General features: G+C 72.3%; 10 protein-coding genes. 9 read left to right on the top strand and 1 reads right to left on the bottom strand.

Annotated elements, in window-relative coordinates; genetic code table 11:
* The first annotated feature begins 182 nt into the window (after positions 1 to 182).
* The 4 genes from I5G_RS24055 (at position 183) to I5G_RS10460 (ending at position 8,328) form a co-directional block, all read left to right on the top strand.
* The gene (locus I5G_RS24055) at positions 183 to 3,713 is read left to right on the top strand and encodes a LamG-like jellyroll fold domain-containing protein (RefSeq protein WP_022879013.1); all 3,531 of its coding nucleotides are present in this window, start codon (positions 183 to 185) and stop codon (positions 3,711 to 3,713) included.
* On the top strand, positions 3,710 to 5,068 hold the full coding sequence (locus I5G_RS26455) for a LamG domain-containing protein (protein WP_022879012.1): 1,359 nt from the start codon (positions 3,710 to 3,712) through the stop codon (positions 5,066 to 5,068). Before I5G_RS24055 ends, I5G_RS26455 begins: the two co-directional genes overlap by 4 nt.
* Positions 4,987 to 6,966, top strand: a complete 1,980-nt coding sequence (locus I5G_RS24050) for a family 43 glycosylhydrolase (RefSeq protein ID WP_239642526.1) — start codon at positions 4,987 to 4,989, stop codon at positions 6,964 to 6,966. The genes I5G_RS26455 and I5G_RS24050 overlap by 82 nt, the downstream gene beginning before the upstream one ends.
* A 216-nt stretch (positions 6,967 to 7,182) precedes the next feature.
* Positions 7,183 to 8,328: a nucleotidyltransferase family protein gene (locus tag I5G_RS10460; protein ID WP_022879010.1), complete on the top strand. Its 1,146-nt coding sequence runs from the start codon at positions 7,183 to 7,185 to the stop codon at positions 8,326 to 8,328.
* Positions 8,329 to 8,333: 5 nt separating this feature from the next.
* Here I5G_RS10460 and I5G_RS10455 read toward each other — a convergent pair whose 3' ends face one another.
* On the bottom strand, positions 8,334 to 9,653 hold the full coding sequence (locus I5G_RS10455) for an O-antigen ligase (protein ID WP_187288826.1): 1,320 nt from the start codon (positions 9,651 to 9,653) through the stop codon (positions 8,334 to 8,336).
* A 31-nt stretch (positions 9,654 to 9,684) separates the two neighbouring features.
* Between I5G_RS10455 and I5G_RS10450 the strand changes: the two genes are divergently transcribed.
* From I5G_RS10450 to I5G_RS21840, 5 genes are all read left to right on the top strand, one after another.
* Positions 9,685 to 11,124 carry a lipopolysaccharide biosynthesis protein gene (locus tag I5G_RS10450; RefSeq protein WP_022879008.1) on the top strand — a complete coding sequence of 480 codons (1,440 nt, stop codon included), beginning with the start codon at positions 9,685 to 9,687 and terminating at the stop codon, positions 11,122 to 11,124.
* Positions 11,125 to 11,188: 64 nt separating this feature from the next.
* On the top strand, positions 11,189 to 12,292 hold the full coding sequence (locus tag I5G_RS10445) for a glycosyltransferase (RefSeq protein WP_022879007.1): 1,104 nt from the start codon (positions 11,189 to 11,191) through the stop codon (positions 12,290 to 12,292).
* Entirely contained in the window at positions 12,289 to 13,338 is a 1,050-nt protein-coding gene (locus I5G_RS10440; protein ID WP_022879006.1) for a glycosyltransferase family 1 protein, read from the top strand. Before I5G_RS10445 ends, I5G_RS10440 begins: the two co-directional genes overlap by 4 nt.
* Before the next feature lie 63 nt (positions 13,339 to 13,401).
* Positions 13,402 to 14,304: an SDR family oxidoreductase gene (locus I5G_RS10435; protein WP_022879005.1), complete on the top strand. Its 903-nt coding sequence runs from the start codon at positions 13,402 to 13,404 to the stop codon at positions 14,302 to 14,304.
* A gap of 217 nt (positions 14,305 to 14,521) precedes the next feature.
* Positions 14,522 to 15,598: alpha/beta fold hydrolase (locus I5G_RS21840; protein WP_022879004.1), on the top strand; the 1,077-nt coding region annotated here is incomplete at its 3' end.

Raw genomic sequence — 15,598 nt, 5'->3', positions numbered from 1 at the left:
GATAAAGATTCCCGTTAGCCTTCACATTCGCCTTGCGCTCGGCCCGGTGAAGTCCTTATGGTCGGTCGGAATCGAATCGTCGAACCCGTTCGACCCCCCGACCGACACGAGGACGTGCGGCCGCGATCGCCCCCACGACGCGAACGAGTCCCCTCGTCCCCTCGCGCCCGAAAGGCCCCCCGATGCGTTCACGCCGTCCCGCGGCTCTCGCCCTGACCGCCGCCCTCGTCGGCGGCGGTCTCGTCGCCGGCATCGCCCCCGCGTACGCCGCCGCCCCCGATGCAGCCCTCTCCTACGACTTCGACGACCTCGCCCTCGGCGCCGCTCCCACCGGAACGACGATCGCGGACGGCGCCGGCACCCATCCCGGAACGGTCCGCGGCACCGGCGCGACCATCGTCGCGGGTCCGCGCGGCGGCGGAGACCGTGCCCTCGCCCTGCCCGGTGGGGCAGCGGGATCGGGAGCCGCGTTCGCGGAGATCGCCCCCGGACTCACCGACGCCGCCACCGGCGACGTCACGATCTCGGCCTGGATCAAATGGAGCGGCAACCAGTCGTGCGCGTGGGCCTACAGCCTCGGCAGCTCCGACCAGCGGTACCTCTTCGCCACCCCGCAGTGCGGCGGGAACCTCATCGGCGCGGTGAAGCAGAACGGCGAGCAGCGCGCGACGAACGACGGTCCCGCCTCCGCGACGCGCTGGTCCCATGTCGCCGTCGTCCTGCAGTCCGGCGTGAGCGTGTCAACCTACGTCGACGGTGAGCGGGTGGCATCCACCCCGACGAACGCCACGGGCGCGGCGACCGTCGGCACGGCGACGTTCTCCGGTCTCATCGGGAAGTCCCTCTACGCCGGCGATCCGCTGTTCGCGGGGGCCATCGACGACGTGCGCGTCGACCGCTCGGCGCTCTCGACGGCGCAGGTGCAGGAGATCGCAGCCCCGGCCGCGGATGCCATCGTCCAGCGCGACCTCAACGCGATCGACCTCGGCGACACCTCGGCCGTGACGGGAGACCTCCCGCTCCCGCGGGCGGGTGCCGAGGGATCGAGCATCCAGTGGACCTCGAGCGACACCGGCGTGATCGACGGGACCGGAGCCGTCCACCGCCCCGCCCCCGGCTCGGCCGATGCGACCGTCACGCTGACCCCGCGCGCCTCCTTCGCGGGCACCGAGACCACGGGCGCTCCCGTGCAGGTGACCGTCCTCGCCGAATCGGCCGCGGAGCTCTCCACCCGCCTCACCGACACCCTCGTGGTGCCGCCGGTCGTGGCATCCGGGACCGCCCTCCCCACCGTCGCCGGCGTCGATCTCACGTGGACCGGCGACGCCGTGTCGGACGGCGCCCTGGTGAACACCGGGGCGGCCCCCACGAAGGCGCAGATCACGGCGAGCGCGGCGTGGGGCGGCACCACGTTCCGGAAGACCTTCGAGGTGTCGGTGCTCGACGCCGCGACGGGACGCGCCCTCGTCGCGTACACCCGCACCCCCACCGACGACCACGACGCCAACCAGGACACCGTGGCCCGCAGCATCCACTTCGCTGTCGGCGCGACGCCCGACGAGGCGCAGCCGCTGCAGGACAACTACGGCGTCGTCTTCGCCCGGGGCGAGTACCTCGGCGTCGACAACGTCGATCAGCGGGGCATCGCCGCACCCTCGCCCTTCTACTTCGCCGACGGGCGCCTCGGGTTCATCGCCACCCGGGTGTTCCCGTCGGGAGCCCCGGATGCCACGGCCCGCTCGGGAGCCACGGTCTTCCGCGCCTCCGACGACCGGGGTTCGAACTTCGACGAACTGGGCACGATCGATCTCGGCACCACCGCCGGCGTGATCTCGCCCCGGGCGGTCTGGGACTCTGCCCGGTCTCTCTACGTCGTGTCGTGGAGCGACGACGACGGCGCCGCGCACCGCACGACGGTGACCGACCTCGCGCGGACCGAGCTGGTGGCCGACCCGTTCTCCCCGCTGAACGACGGCCGGCGCTCGCAGATCGTGTCGGCCGGGAACCGCGGCGACGTCGCGGACGGCGGTCTCGCCACCGTGGCGACGCCTTCGCTCACCTCTTTCGGGACCCGCGTCGCCAACGCCGAGCCCTCCGGGGCTCTGCCGATCAGTGGGGCATTGGCCGCCGCGCTCGGCGAGCGCTACGACCGCGTGGTGAACACGGGTGTCTCGGTGGATGCCGCCACGATCGACGCCGGCGACACCGCAGCAGCGGCGGCGCTCGGGCAGAAGCGCGCCGACCTGACCTACTCGGACGGTTCCACCGAGAACCTGCCCGTGGACTGGAACGCCGACGACCTCGCGGCCGTGGGCGCCGCGAAGGACGGCACGGTCACGGTGCGCGGAACCGTGCGCCAGAAGGACTACACCGTTCCCTTCGCCGCCAACCGCGCCGACCCGACGATCTACCGCTACGAGCACGACGGCACGACGAAGTACCTGTTCATCGCCACCGACGACACGAACAACGACAACATCGGTTCGGTTCACCTGCCGATCCGCGTCGCCGACACCTTCGACGGCCTGTCCGATGCTGCGGGCGGCGCGCAGCGCGAGATCGACCTCCTGAATCGCTACACCCGGCGCGACACCACGACCGACGGGCGGACGATCGCCGGATGCTACTGGGCACCGGAGATCCACGAGATCGGCGGGAAGCTGTCGATCCTGTTCTCCCCGTGCTTCAACGAGAACGACACGACCTCCAACGAGGGCGGCAGCTGGACCACGGTGCAGTCGCACATCATGCAGCTGAAGGACGGCGGAGACCCGGGCAACCCCGACGACTGGTCGAAGCCGGCCGCGGTCCTCACCGCCGCGGGTCAGCCCCTCGGCCGGGACGGCTACCGCAACATCAGCCTCGACATGACGTACTTCGAGGCGAACGGCAAGGCGTACTACGCCTGGTCGCAGCGGTACATCTCCCCCGGTTTCGGCGACCCGCTCACGTGGATCGCGGAGGTCGACCCGCAGAACCCCACGCGCATCCTCGGCGAGGAGAAGCCCGTCATCTCTCCCTCGCTGTCGTGGGAGCTCCGCCTCGCCGAGGGCGGGTTCGCGGTCGAGCGCGACGGAAGGATCTACCTCGTCTACTCGAGCGACGGCGTCAGCCCGCGCTACGTCGTCGGTGCGGTCTGGGCGGACGCCACCAGCGACCTCACGGACATCGACAACTGGCACAAGTTCACCACCCCGATCATGAAGAGCGTGCCGATGCCGGCCGGGGTCTGGGACTACCTGACCTACCCCCAGGGGCCGGGGCACGGCGCGGTCACCACGGACGACGACGGCAACGAGCTGTTCGTCTACCACACGTGGGGCGACGGGGTCGCGGGGAACGGGCGCGACACCCGCATCGGGCGCATCCACTGGGCGACCGGCGATCGGCCGATCCTGGACATGACGAAGGACGAGCAGGTGCTCCCCGCGCTGCGTTCGGTGGAGATGACGGTGACGATCGTGCCGGAGGGCGGCCCCGCGCCCACGCCCGAGCCGACCTCGAGCGCCGCGCCGACGCCCGGCGCCCCGTCTCCCGCACCCGAGGCGCCGGGAGGCCCGTCCGCCGCGAGAACCTCGGAATCGCTCGCCGCGACGGGCGCCAACATCCCCTTCGCGGCGGCGTGGGTGGGTCTGACGCTCGCGTTCCTGGGGACGGGCCTCGCCGTCGTCCGTCGCCAGCGCCGCAACGAGAAGAACGGAAACGTCCGATGAGGAACGCCCTCCCCGCGCGCCGGTGCGCGCCCCTGGCCATCGGTGTCGTCGGGCTGCTGGCAGCCTCGGCCGCCGGCGCCCCGGCCATGGCGGCACCACCCGTGATGCGCGCGGTCGCGCCGGCGGTCGCGCCAGCACCCCTGGCATCCTTCGACTTCGATTCCGCCCCCACGGACGGCGCGTTCGTCTCCGGCGATGCGCGCGCGAACGTCCAGGGCACCGCCACCCTCGAGGCGGGCGAGCCGGGTCACGGCACGGCCGCACGACTGTCGTCCGCGTTCTGGCTCGACCTGAAGACCGCGGGCGGCGGGGCGCTGCTCGCCGGCCGCGACAATGTGACGATCTCGTACGACAGCCGTCCCGACGCGCAGGGCAACGTCGGCTGGGCGGTGTTCGCGGCTTCCGCGAACACCCCGCAGACCTACGGGCGAGAGCGTTACCTCGGTGTCCTCGATCGCGCCGACGGTCTCGTCGTGGAGCGCTACCTGAACACGGCAGGGCGCGACGCCTCGGGCAACCTCACCGCGCCCGCCGGCGGGGCGTGGAAGCACGTCGATCTCGTCCTCTCCGGCGAGACCGGGCGGCTCTACGTCGATCACGAGCTGGTCGCCGCGAACCTCACCGGCGAAGCGCTCAGCGCGATCCTGGGGCAGGACGGCGGAGTGCTCCAGGTCGGCAAGGGCAACTGGGGCGGCGGAGAGTACTTCTCCGGCCTCATCGACGACCTCCGGGTCTACGACCGCGCCCTCACGCCGGCCGAGCTGGGCGTCACGGGCGCCCCCGTCGACGATCGTGCGGCCCTCGGCATCCCCTCGGTCGTGATCGGCGATCTGCCCGACGAGGTGCGCGGTCGCGCGGTGACCTGGTCCGCCTCCGGTCCGGGCGCGGGTCGCATCGCGCCCGACGGCACGGTCGATACGGCCGGTCTCGACGACGCCGGTGTCGCCGCGCGCCTCGAAGCCCGCGTCGACGGGGACGCCGATCCCTTCACGTGGGAGGTGACCCTCCAGCGACCGAGCGGCGAGATCGCGGCCTACGTCAAGACCGTGACGACGACGAACGGCGTCAAGGACGATCCCCTCGCCTACGCCGACGACCGTCGTTCCGACGCCCTGTACGTCGCCGCGCGCGCAGCCGGCACGACGGCGTGGACGCCGCTCAACCGCGGCCAGGCGATCCTCTCCGTCGGTGGGACGACACCCAGGCCGCCAAACCCTGGGCGCAGATGGGCACACCGAGCTTCTTCCGCGACGCCGACGGGCACCTCGGCGTCGTGGCGTCGCAGAACGACTCGACCAGCCGCATCTACGTCTGGCGCTCGACCGACGATCGCACGTTCGACGACCAGCAGGTGATCGACCTGGGCGGAGGCATCGTCTCCGCGCCGCGCATCGTGGTCGAACCCGGCGGCGGCTACCGCGTCCTGTGGACCGACCTCGGCAGCGGCGAGGGACGCAGCGCCGCCCTGTCGGCCCTGGACGCGTCGGCGACCGTGACGTCGCCGACCCTCGCCGACGTGCGGCGCCTCGGCGCGGACGGCACCGGGCTGCCCGCGTGGGCGTCCGATGTCACCGCCGTGCCCCTCACGGCTCCGCAGTACTCCGCCTTCGTCGACGAGTACGTCGACCTGCAGAACACGGGCGTGGATGCCGTCGCGGTCGAGGCCGCAACCGGAGCGACGGTCGGCGATGTCCGCGGCGCGCTCCCGGGAACCGTGACGATGACCTACAACGACGGCAGCACGAAGGCGCTGCCGGTGGAGTGGGATGCCGCGCAGATCGCCGAGGCCGCCGGGCGAGGGGGTGGAACGTACGAGATCACCGGGACGGTGCAGCAGCACGCGCAGCGCATGGTCTCGGATGCCCGCGCCGATCCGCACGTGTTCTTCAACCCCGACGACGGCTACTACTACCTCACCGGTTCGCACTACGGTGAGCCGTCGAACGGCCGCATCGACGAGGCGAGCAGCTACCGCAAGATCGGTCTGAAGCGCGCGACGACGCTGGACGGCCTCGCCGACGCTCCGGAGCAGATCGTGATCGACCCCGACAACGGCACCGTCGGTCGAGAGGCGCAGTACCCGAACACGTTCTTCGGCTGGGGCGGCTTCATCTGGGCGCAGGAGTTCCACAGGATCAACGGGCGCTGGTGGATCGTCGCCGGCATGAACCGGGGCTTCGCGCAGACCGGCGGCTGGTGCGACAACACCGTCCTGATCCCGTACACCGGAGACACGGCATCCATCGCCGCCGGCGGCTTCTTCGACGAGAGCAACTGGGGCGAGCCGGTCGTCCTCGACGGCGCGGCGTTCGACGTGACGTACTTCGAGCGCGAGGAGAACGGCGCGACCCAGGGGTACTGGGTCATGCCGAACGGCAACCGCATCCTCGTCGGCAAAGCGCGCGGGGGCGACGGAGTCGTGCCCCTGCTCGATGGACAGCTGTCGACGGTCTACACGACCAGCCAGCCGTGGGAGCGGGGCAAGCAGGCGCCCACCCCGACCGACACCGACGAAGGCGCGGACCAGGCGGTCGTCGAGGCGCCGTACATGATCGAGCACGGCGGACGGGTGTATCTCACCTACTCCGGCGGGACCGTCGACAAGTACTACGCCCTCGGCCTGCTCACGGCGAAGGCCGACGCTCCACTGACGGACCCGGCCAGCTGGGCGCAGACGCCGTTCCCGGTCCTCGACACGAACGACACCTTCGAGGGTCGCCTCGCCGCCGACGAGACGAAGGCCACGAAAGAGACGGCCGGTACGGGTCACGACTCGTTCGTCGTGGATGCCACCGGCAACCTGCTGCTCGCCTACCACGCCCGTCCGTACCCCGACCCGCACACCGCGACCGACCCGGCCGGCGCCGGGGGGCTGTTCGACCCGGACCGCAACACGTGGTTCCAGTCGGTGAACGTCCGCGCCGACGGACGGCTCGATCTGACGCTGTCGAAGGACCAGGAGGTGGCACCGGAGAACCGCACGGTCGTCGCGCGCGTGACGATCGCGGCCGGTCCAACGCCGACGCCGACCCCGGAACCGACCGGAAGCGCGAGCCCGACGCCGGGTCCGACCGCAAGCGCGAGCCCGACGCCGTCCGCTTCGCCCGCGGCTGCGGCGGGTCGCGGCGAGACCCGCTCCGGCGCCCTCGCCGCCACGGGAAGCGATGGGGCACCCGCGGCCCTCGCTCTCACGGGTCTCGTCGCGCTGATCGCCGGTGGCCTGATCCGGGCGCGTCGTCGCCGCGCGTCCTGACACCACCCCGACCGGGTTCGGCCCGGACCGATCGCGCGAGCGACGGCCCCGGCCGAACCTCGGTGGGAGCCATGCACACGTGACCGGCGGTTGGGTGTCGGGCGAGCGCACGGGTGAAGGACGCGTGCCGGGCCCGGGTCGCGCGGCGACCGACGCCGCGCGGGGCCCCGGGAGCGGGTCAGAGTGGACGGGCCCGTTCCTCACCCGAGAGGCCCCATGACCGCTGCGCCGCCTTCTCCGGCCGGCTGGGTCGCGATCGCCTCCGGCGCTCTCGACGTCACCGGCGTCGAGATGTTCGCCGACGGCGCCGAGGTGCTGGTACTGCCCGCCGAGCCGGCGGAACCGTTCTGCCTCACGGGCGAGGGGGCACGGATGTGGCGGCGGCTCGTGGACGGTGTCGTGACCCCGACGGATGCCGCGGAGCGGGAGATGCTCGAAGCGATGACCGCGCTGGGCATCGCCTCCCCCGACCCGTCGCACCCGGCCCGGGTCGCGCATCTCGCCGCGCCGCGGCTGTCCTCGCCGTTCCACGAGCTCGCGTACGCCCTCACCGCGCGCTGCGCCGCCGCCCGCGGCATCCCGTGCGTGTTCATCAAGGGCCCGGCGCTCCACCACCAGGGGCTGCGCGACCGCGAGCACTCCGGCGACGTCGACGTGTGGTGCCCGCCCGACCGGTGGGACGAACTCGCGGCAGCCCTCGCCGCGTGGGGGTGGAGCCGGGAGCCCGACCCCTGGCGGGGGACGTCCGTGCACCATACGGCCACCATGACCCCCGGCGCGTGGGGGTGCGAGATCGACGTGCACCGCAGGGTTCCGGGCCTGACGCTGGCCGATGCCGATGCGTTCGCGGCCGTCGCGCGCCGGTCCGAGAACGTCGTGTACGCGGGTGTCGAGGCGTCCATTCCCCGGGCCGACGTCCACGCGGTGCTCGCCGCGGTCCACGCCGTGCGGCCCGAGATCGGCGCCGGACCTCGGTCGGCTGCGGCCTCGGCGACCGCCGTCGCGTTGCTCGCGGCCGCCGACGGGAGCGGCGAGCGCGCCATCGACCTCGGCGCGGTGCCGGTCCTGGCCGACGAGCTGCGAGGGGTTCTCCCCGCCGAGACGATCGCCCGCCATCGCGAGGGGGTTCCGCGGGACTGGGCGTGGCGCGCGCAACCCGACCGCGTGCGCGCCTACTGGGTCGCGCTGCGCGGCGAGACCCTGCGGACGCGCGTGCGCGTGCTGGGGCGTTTCGTGTGGCCCACGGACGACGTCGTCCTCGCCTCGGCGCGGCACGCGGGCGACTCCGGGGTCTCGCCCTCGACCGCACGATGGCACCGCCTCGCGCGGGGATTGCGCAGCATCCGCCGCGCGACTCTCTGATCCCCTCAGGCCCAGCGACCGCGGCGCGCGGCGCGGGTGAGCGGCGCTCCAGGCTCGAAGGCGGCCCGATCCCGATCGAGGTGGTGCCGCGTGGCGAAGACGAAGAGCGGCACGAGCGCGGAGGCCGACAGCGGCCCCCATCCGAGGAGAGGGAAGGGAGTCTCGGTCGCGCCCATCGCGAGGAGCCCGACGACGAACGCGATGCCGGCGACCGACGAGGCGCGAACCGGATCGGTCGCGGAACCGACAAGCGCGAAGCCGAGCAGGACGAGCCACGGGATGAGGACGACCGCGCCGCCCTGCACGAGCGTGGTCAGGACCAGGTTGTGCGCGTGGCTGGCGGCACTGGAGAGCACCTGCCGGAGCACCGCGTAGTTGTCGGCGTACCAGTGCGCGCCGAGCCCGAAGAGGAAGTGGTCGCCGAGCGCTTCCCGGTTGTAGATCCAGATCGAGCCCCGGTACGTGTAGGCCTCGGGATCGGTCTCGACGAACGGGATCCGGATCACCGCGATGACGGCGACGATCGCGCCGATGACGCTGACGGCGACGAAGCCGGCGCGCGGCAGGAGCCGCGAGAGCACGACGACCGCGAGCATCGCCCCGGCTCCGACCAGCGCCGTTCGCGAGGATGTCAGGATGAGCGCCCAGCCGACCAGGATGAGCAGCGGCCAGCGCACGAGAGCGCGCGGCACGAGGAAGATGCACGGCAACGACAGAGCCAGGAACATCCCGAAGATGTTCGAGTGCGAGAAGATCCCCGCCAGCAACGGCGCTCCGGTGAGGGACTTGTCGAACGTGCCGGTTCCTCCCGAGATCGTGACGGTTGCGGGCGACGCGTAGTTCGCGATGATCGACCCGGCGGCGACCAGTCCGGCGACGTGGCCGAGCACGACGAGATCCGAGGGTTTCACCCAGACGCTCACCAGGAGTGCACCCGCCGCGGCGGTCAGGAGCAGACCGAACGTCGGCACCCGACCGTGCACGAACTCGTTGGCCGTCAGCATCAGGCCCGGCAGCACCACCAGGAAGAGGCTCGCACCCGAGACCCGCCGGTACAGCAGGACGAAGAGCACGGTGGATGCCGCGACGATCGGCACGATCATGCCGCCGATGTCGTCGATCGCCGCCACCACGGGGTTCGTGGCGGTCTTCCCCTCGACGTAGTGCGCTCGGTCGGTGAGCAGTGTCTCGACGAGCGGCCCGAGCAACGAATACACGGCCAGCACCAGCACCACGAGGCGCCGCCCGACCGGGGAATCACCTAACCCGGACCTGGGCGCCGGTGCCGCGGCGAACGGATCTCGGCGACTGGCTAGCGTGCTCACGGCCGACACCGTACAACCCCAGGAGAGCGCGATGACCACGAGCATCGTCGTCGCACCCCGGCGACGCGGGGCAGCTCTTCTGCTCGGCGCTCAGTGGGTGCGCTACCTCGCGCAACTCCTGGGGATGATCCTCCTCGCCCGTCTGGTCGGGCCCGCCGACTCCGGGATCGTCGCCCTCGCCGGGACGCTCGCCGGCTTCGCCGCCGTGCTCGGCGACTTCGGCCTCAGCATGGCGGCGCTGCGGGCCCCGACGCTCACGGCCGCGCAGCGCACGTCGCTCTTCTGGGTCAACACCCTCATCGGGATCCTCGCCACGGGTCTCGTCATCGCCCTCGCTCCGCCGTTCGCGGCGGTCTTCGGCAACGGGTTCCTCGTGCCGGTGCTCGCGGTCCTGGCCCCCGCCTTCGCCCTGCGGTCGATGAGCGCGCAGTTCCGCGTGGAGCTGAACCGTTCCGGACGCCTCGGCCGGCTGGCCGCCGCGGAACTCGTCGGCGACCTGACGGGGCTCGGCGCCGCGGTGGTCCTCGCGTCGCTGGGCGGGGGTGCTCTCGCGCTCGCTTCGCAGGGGACCGTCGCCGCGGTCGTGACGCTGGTGCTCACCGCGGCCCTGACTCCGTGGCATCCGGGATGGCCGCGGCGCGGCGCGGACATGAAGGGCCTGCTGACCTTCGGCGGACACACGTTCCTCGTCCACGCGTTGAACTACGTGTCGAGCGTGATCGGGACGCTGGCGGTCGGGAAGGTGGCGAACGATCGCACCGTGGGTCTCTTCAGCCGGGCGACACAACTGGTGAATCTCCCGATCGACCAGCTCATCACGCCGCTCACGCGCGTGGTCATCCCGTCGCTGGCGGACGCCTCCGATCCCACCCCGCTCGGAGACCGCCTCGCCAAGTACCAGACCGTGCTGAGTTACCCCGTGCTCGCGTACCTCAGCCTCTTCGCCGTCACCGCCGAGCCCGCGATCCACATCGTGCTCGGCGCACGGTGGGACGCCGCCGCCGAGTACGTCCCGGTGCTCGCGGTCGGCGCGGTCTTCCAGACCCTGGGTTACCCGCAGTACTGGGCGTTCGTCGCGACCGGGAAATCGGGGCTGCTGCTGTGGTGCGAAGCGGTCGGCCGGATCCTCATGATCGTTCTCGTCGTCGCGGTGGCCGGCCTCGGCCCCCTGGCGATCACGGGCGCGATCGCGATCGGACAGTTCGTGCTGTGGGCCGCCGCGTTCCTCGTGCTGCCCAGGGCCGGGGTGCCGTCCGCCGCCCTGCTCCGCGCGTCGGTGCGGCCGGTGGCGGTGTTCGTCGCCGCAGCGGCGGTGGCATCCGTCGTCGACCGGTCCTTCTTCACCCTCCTCGACGCCCTCCCACGGCTCGCGGCGACAGGTGGCGTGTGGGTGATCGTCGTGGGCACGGCGCTCGCGCTCGTAGCCCGCCGCGACCTCCGCTCCCTCCGGGCCGTCGTCCTGCGTCGGTGACCCGCGAACCCGACCTGACCCTCACCGAGGGGATCGCCGACACCTGGACCAGGATGACGACCTCATGACGCGGATTCTGCACGTGACCGAGGCGATGGGCAGCGGTGTGCTCAGCCTCGTAGACAGCATCAGCCGCCGCCAGGCGGAAGAGGGGGCCGACGTCGAGGTGCTCTTCACGCCGCGGCCGGAGACACCGACCGACGAAGCGCTCCACGCGCGTTTCGACGATCGCGTCGTGCTGCGGCGGGTGACGACGGGCGGACGGCTCGGCGACTTCCGCGCGCTGTCGCGGGCCGTGGTCGACGCGGCCGAGGGGGCCGACGCGGTCCACGCCCACTCGACCATCGCCGGAGCCGTCGTCCGCCTGGCACTCGGCCGCCGACTCCCCGCCGAGCGCGTGTTCTTCTCACCGCACGGATTCGCCTTCCTCCGGCTCGACCTGCCCGCGCCGGTCCGCCACGGCGTCCGGATGCTCGAGCGGGTCCTCGCGCAGCGATCCACGCTCGTCCTCACCTCGCCTTCGGAGTTCGCGATCGCCCGAAAAGCGCTGCGGGCCCCGCGGGCACACCTGCTGCAGACCGGCATCCCTTCGGAGTCCGTGTCGCGGAATCCGCGGAAGGGCGATCCGGATCGGCGCCCGACCGTCGGAATGGTCGGACGGGTCGTGCATCAGAAAGCCCCGTGGCGCTTCGCCGCGGCCGCCCGCGCGCTTGCGGCCCAGGCCGACTTCGTCTGGATCGGCGAAGGGGCGAGCGCTGACGAACGACGCTGGTTCGGCGATGCGCCGGTGCGTGTGACCGGGTGGGTGTCGCCGCCGGAGCTGGCGCAGCTCATCGACTCGATGGACGTGCTGCTCTTCCCCTCGCTGTGGGAGGGGATGTCGCTCTCGCTCATCCAGGCGCAGGCGCAGGGGATCCCGGCCGTGGTCTCGGATGTCGTCGGGAATCGCGACAGCGTCGAGGACGGTGTGACGGGCTTCGTATGCCGCGACGACGACGCCCTGATCGACGCGACCGCGCGACTCCTCCGCGATCACGAGCTCAGGGAGCGGATGTCGGCGGCGGCGCTCGCCTGGGCCCGGCGGGCCCTGACGGACGATGCGATCGGCCGCGACTCGCTGGCTCTCTACCGGCTCGCGGCCGTGCGGGAAGGGGTCCGACCCCGATGATCGTCGTCAACGCCCGGTTTCTGACGCAGGGGGTGACCGGCATCCAGCGATTCGCCGTCGAGATCACGCGCGAGCTGCTCGACCAGCGGTCCGACGTCGTCCTGGCCGTCCCTCGTGGCCCCATCGACACGGCGGGGTTCGACGAGCGACGCATCGTCCGTGTGGGTCGGCTCACCGGCCACGCGTGGGAGCAGATCGAGCTTCCGCTGTTCGCCCGGCGACGGGACGCCGTGCTGCTCGACCTCACGAGCACCGGCCCGGTCTGGTATCGCCCGCAGGTGTCGACGCACCACGACATCACCTGGCTGCGGCATCCGGAGAGCTTCGGACGACGCTTCCGCGCCCTGTACACGTTCGTCGTGCCACGTCTCATCGCCCGCAGCGACCACCTCCTCACCGTGAGCGACTTCTCGAGGGGCGAGATCTCCGCGCACTTCCGAGCGTCGCCCGCGAAGTTCACGGTCGTGCCGAACGCCGCGGACGGGCGATTCCGGCCGACCGGCGACGTGGCATCGGGACGCTATCTGCTCGCGGTGTCGTCCCCGAACGCGCACAAGAACTTCGCGCGGATGCTGACGGCGTTCGCGCGGTTCTCCTCGGCGCACCCCGATGTCGAGCTGCGTGTCGTCGGCAGCCAGACGCGCGCGTTCGCGCGACAGGAGTACGCCCCCGCGGGCGAGCGCGTGCGCTTCGTCGGGCGCGTCGACGACGCGGAGCTCACGGCGCTGTACCGCGGCGCTCTCGCGTTCGTCTTCCCGTCGCTGTACGAGGGATTCGGCATCCCTCCGCTCGAGGCGCAGCAGTGCGGGTGCCCCGTCATCGCCGCCCGGGCGGCCTCGCTGCCGGAGGTCCTCGGCGACTCGGCGTTGTTGATCGACCCCTACGACGTCGACGACATCGCTCGCGCCATGACGCGGATCGTCGAGGACGATGCGCTGCGCGGACGGCTGCGCACGGAGGGGCTGCGCAACGCACGGCGGTACTCGTGGAGGGAGTCGGCCGAGCGCGTGTCGCGTGTGCTCGATCAGGTCGAACAGGCGCGCTGAGCGCTTCGGCCGCACCCGTCAAGGCCGGGCGGCACGGCGCGACGTGTGCCTAACGTCGGGCGCATGACCACCGATCGCGACCAGTTCACCTTCGACAACCCCGTGACCCGCTACGCCCGCGTCGAGCCGCCGCTGCAGCACCAGCCGGAGCCGGGCGTGCAGGCCGACATGACGCCGGTCCCCGACCTGGGCGAGAAGACGTACCGCGGCCTGGGGCGCCTCACGGGCCGGAAGGCCCTCATCACCGGCGGCGACTCGGGCATCGGCGGCGCGGTCGCGATCGCGTTCGCGCGCGAGGGCGCCGACGTCGCGATCGTGCACCTGCCGGCCGAGCAGCGCGACGCCGATCACGTCCTGGAGCAGATCCGGGATGCCGGCCGGACCGCCGTCTCGATCGCGACGGACATCACCGACCCCGCCGCGTGCCGCGCGCTCGTCGCCGAGGCCGTCGAGGGGCTCGGGGGCCTGGACATCGTGGTCAACAACGCCGGGAAGCAGATCATGGTCGAGAAGGTCGACGACCTGTCGGACGAGCAGTTCGAGCTGACGTTCCGCACGAACGTGTTCGCCCCGTTCTGGATCACCAAGGCCGCGCTGCCTCACCTGCCCGCGGGTGCCACGATCATCAACACCGCCTCGCTCGAGGCGTACGTCCCCGCCCCCGACCGGCTCGACTACGCCGCGACGAAGGCCGCGATCAACAACCTGTCGAAGGGCCTCGCGCAGCAGCTCGCTCCCCGTGGCATCCGGGTCAACGTCGTCGCCCCGGGGCCGACGTGGTCGGCGCTCCAGGTGAGCGACGGCGTCTCGGACGACCAGATGGAGCACTTCGACGACGAGAGCACGTATCAGCGCGCCGGTCAGCCCGCCGAGATCGCGCCCGCGTTCGTGTTCCTGGCCTCGGCGGAGTCGAGCTACGTCTCCGGCGAGACCCTGAACGTGAACGGCGGCATGGTCACGCCGTAGCGCGGGGGCCTGGCATCCACCCTCGTCCCACTTATCGCGGACCATGTCCCGAAATTTGCTGGTTTGCGGCCCCCGCAACGACCAAAAGTGGGACATGGGATGACACGGTCGCCGGCGCGCCGCTGCGGCACGAGTGGCAGCAAGGCGCCGCCTTGCGCAAAACGGCTCGGGACGCAAGCGGCCCATTCCGGCAACGGCGGTGCGAAAGCGTGAAGGCATGCCGAGCCCGAACGACGTCCCCACCCTGTACTTCCTGCACGCCCTCGGGGGGAGCGCGGGGTCGTTCCAGCGGCTCGGCGACGCCCTCGCGGGCCGCGTGGACGTGCAGGGCATCGACCTCCCAGGCTTCGGCTCGGAGACCGCCGCGTCGGACACGTCGCTCGAGGCCACGGTCGCGCACGTCATCGGCATCCTGAATCAGCGGGCCCGGGGTCGCTGGATCCTGGGCGGGCACAGCATGGGCGGCAAGATGGCCGGGCTCGTCGCGGCGAAGGTGCTGGGCGGGGAGGCGCCGCTGACCGGGCTCGCGGGGCTGGTGCTGCTCGCACCGTCGCCGCCGCGACCCGAGCCCATGGACGAGGAGCGGCGCGCGCTCATGCTGTCGTGGGTCGCCGACGGCTCGATCTCGGAACCGGATGCCGAGACCTTCATCGACCAGAACACCGCGCGGCCGCTCGACCCCGGCGCGCAGAGCCTCGCCCTCACCGACCTCCGCCGCACGTCGCCGACGGCGTGGCGCGCCTGGCTCGAGGACGGCAGCCGCGTGGACGCGCGCGCCGAGGTGGGCACGCTCGACCTCCCCGTGCTGGTGCTGGCGGGCGACGACGACGCCGACCTCGGTGCCGCCGCGCAGCCCGGGCTGCTGGCCGACGTCTACCCGCGCGCCCGCTTCCACACACTCGCCGGCACCGGGCACATGATCCCGCTCGAGCGTCCGGCCGAGGCCGCCGAACTCATCGCCGCGTTCACGGCGGACGAGGTGCTCGCGGGACCCGTCGTGCCGGAGGAGTGGGCGCGGCTCATCGCCGGCGACCGCGTGGACGACCGGGTGCGTGGCATCCTGAACCGCCGGGCGGTGCCCGACGACCGCGGGTACGCGCCGCGCGTGCTCGACCTCGCGCAGCTCACGCTCCTGCGGGAGATCGCCGATCTCGTCGTGCCGCAGGACGGTCCCGCGATCGACATCGCCGCGCGCGTCGACGCGCAACTCGCCCGCGGCGAGGGCGACGGGTGGCGCCGCGACGGCCTGCCGCCCGATCCCGAGGCGTACCGCGCCGGGCTCGACACTCTCGCG

It is taken from the genome of Microbacterium sp. B19, assembly GCF_000333395.1.
Classification (GTDB): domain Bacteria; phylum Actinomycetota; class Actinomycetes; order Actinomycetales; family Microbacteriaceae; genus Microbacterium.
Note: the sequence above shows the minus strand (reverse complement) of the source record. Positions and strands in the feature narration are given on the sequence as shown.